This window comes from Bartonella queenslandensis AUST/NH15 (assembly GCF_000312585.1).
GTDB lineage: Bacteria > Pseudomonadota > Alphaproteobacteria > Rhizobiales > Rhizobiaceae > Bartonella > Bartonella queenslandensis_A.
Genome location: NZ_HE998009.1, coordinates 3,399 through 5,319, shown reverse-complemented (window position 1 = coordinate 5,319; position 1,921 = coordinate 3,399). Strand labels below are relative to the sequence as shown.

The window sequence follows — 1,921 nt, the reverse complement described above, 5'->3', positions numbered from 1 at the left end:
TTAAGATGCTTCTTCTAAATAGGTTTTAACAAGCCATCCTTTCGAATGGGAAAAATGTCAATTTTTTAATTTAGCTCTGCTTTTTGCAGAGCTTTTTTTTATAGGAGCAACACATGAGAACAATATCACAAGAAGGGCTAGCACTGATTAAACAATGGGAAGGTTTACGTCTCAATGCCTATAAAGACACCATTGGGGTATGGACCATTGGTTATGGACATACAAACAATGCTGGAAAACCTTTTGTCCATAAAGGCATGGCAATCACTGAAAAACAAGCAGAAGAACTTCTTTGCCAAGATTTACGACAATTTGAAAATGCCGTTGAACAAGCCGTTCAAGTTTCTTTAACCGATGAACAATTCGCAGCATTGGTCTCCTTTTGCTATAATGTAGGAACAACAGCTTTTTGCAATTCAACTCTGTTAAAGAAACTTAATAGTGGCGATTATGAAGCAATCCCAACCGAATTACAAAAATGGACCAAAGCAGGTGGTAAGCGCTTGCAAGGTCTTGTACACCGGCGTGCGGCAGAAGCAGGATTATGGGCAAAAGGTGCTTTTGTTTCCTCTAACTACCAAACCGTAGAAACGCAAGCACCAACGGGACTTTTTAAAGCAGAAGCTCTTGCACCAGTCATTGGTTCTTTTTCAGGGCTTGGAGGCTTATTAGCAGGCAATGGTCCAGTGCAATGGGCATTTGCTATCATTATGGTTTTAGCCGCCTGTGCTGGCATTTTCTTTGTTGCTAAACGTTTTCAGGAACACCGTCTATGATCTTATGGATGAAAAGAAATCTGCTATTAACAGGCGCGGCTCTAGCCGCTTTTTTTATGGCTTTGGCAAAAGCTTTTACCCTTGGAAAAAAGGCAGAACAGAAAAAGCAAATAGAAAAAACCTTAAAGGCAGCAACAACACGGCTGGAGGTGGAAAATGAAGTTAATCAGAAAAGTGATACTGATGTGCGTGCTGCTCTCTCTCGTTGGTTGCGGGACAAATAAGTATATCTCTTGTGTTGGTTGGTTGCCAATTTATTTAGAGAGGCAAGATGTTGACGTCATCAGTTCCAATTTAGCAAGAGAGATCTTAAAGCATAACAAGCAGGGCGAACGTGTGTGTGGGTGGAAACATGGCTAGAAAAAGAACAAAAGACGATACAGAGCTTACAGAAGCGGAAAAAGCCATGCTTCAAGAAATGATCATTGCCTACCAAAGTGTGAAAATGATGTCGCGTCTCATGAAATGGATAGTATTTTTTCTTTTTTTGCTTATCCTTGATTTTGCGCGTCTAATGGATGCCATAGATAATGTCATTGCACACTTAAAGCAGTGGTTTTCAAAAACTTGAAAAATTACCATAAACGCAGTTCAGAATGTGAACCAAGCCGTAAAAGTTCTAAAGTCCCATTTCAGCATCCTCGATAGCCTGCAATGTTTTCGGATTGGGGTGAAATAGATCAAGTGGTAATGCTCTATCTCTAGCAATGCGAGTCATAAATATACGCACCGCATCTGATACAGTTAAGCCCGTGGATTTAATAACTGCACTTGCAACTTCCTGAACTTCATCAGGTATGCGTGCTTGAATTTTACCCATTCGCTTAAACCCCCTATTTACTTGTACTACAATGTATTGCATTTAAAGCTTATGTAAAGAGATTTATCTAATAATCCCCTCCCCACTTTTAAGGCGAGAAGAGGATTTCACATTTACATTAAGCAGCTTTCGTAACAGATCTTGCTAAAACCCGCTTAGCTTCTTTAATGAGGGCTTTATATTTCCTGTTCTCTTCATCCACTCTAAAAGCATCAATAAGACGCATATGGATTGGTCCTAAAAGATACAGAGCTTTTTCACCAGCATTCAAACCCTCCCAATAGCTTGGCAAATCAAAGCGTGTATCATTATCATAATCAACAGA

At 39.8% G+C, this 1,921-nt stretch carries 5 protein-coding genes and 1 pseudogene; 4 read left to right on the top strand and 2 right to left on the bottom strand.

What is annotated here, in order from left to right; translation table 11 throughout:
• The first annotated feature begins 113 nt into the window (after positions 1 to 113).
• The 4 genes from BN338_RS07135 to BN338_RS07120 are packed head-to-tail and all read left to right on the top strand — an operon-like array spanning position 114 to position 1,347.
• Positions 114 to 776, top strand: a complete 663-nt coding sequence (locus tag BN338_RS07135; RefSeq protein ID WP_039760477.1) for a lysozyme — start codon at positions 114 to 116, stop codon at positions 774 to 776.
• Positions 773 to 1,000, top strand: a complete 228-nt coding sequence (locus BN338_RS07130) for a hypothetical protein (protein ID WP_039760475.1) — start codon at positions 773 to 775, stop codon at positions 998 to 1,000. The genes BN338_RS07135 and BN338_RS07130 overlap by 4 nt, the downstream gene beginning before the upstream one ends.
• Positions 933 to 1,136: a hypothetical protein gene (locus BN338_RS13190; RefSeq protein WP_033313391.1), complete on the top strand. Its 204-nt coding sequence runs from the start codon at positions 933 to 935 to the stop codon at positions 1,134 to 1,136. The genes BN338_RS07130 and BN338_RS13190 overlap by 68 nt, the downstream gene beginning before the upstream one ends.
• On the top strand, positions 1,129 to 1,347 hold the full coding sequence (locus BN338_RS07120) for a hypothetical protein (protein ID WP_039760471.1): 219 nt from the start codon (positions 1,129 to 1,131) through the stop codon (positions 1,345 to 1,347). The genes BN338_RS13190 and BN338_RS07120 overlap by 8 nt, the downstream gene beginning before the upstream one ends.
• A gap of 48 nt (positions 1,348 to 1,395) precedes the next feature.
• On the opposite strand, the gene BN338_RS07115 is transcribed toward BN338_RS07120, so the two are convergent.
• Positions 1,396 to 1,596 (bottom strand): type II toxin-antitoxin system RelB/DinJ family antitoxin, encoded by a 201-nt coding sequence (locus tag BN338_RS07115; RefSeq protein WP_051018511.1) that lies wholly within the window; start codon positions 1,594 to 1,596, stop codon positions 1,396 to 1,398.
• 118 nt (positions 1,597 to 1,714) lie between these two features.
• Positions 1,715 to 1,921, bottom strand: a pseudogene (locus tag BN338_RS07110) (phage antirepressor Ant); the annotation flags it as partial.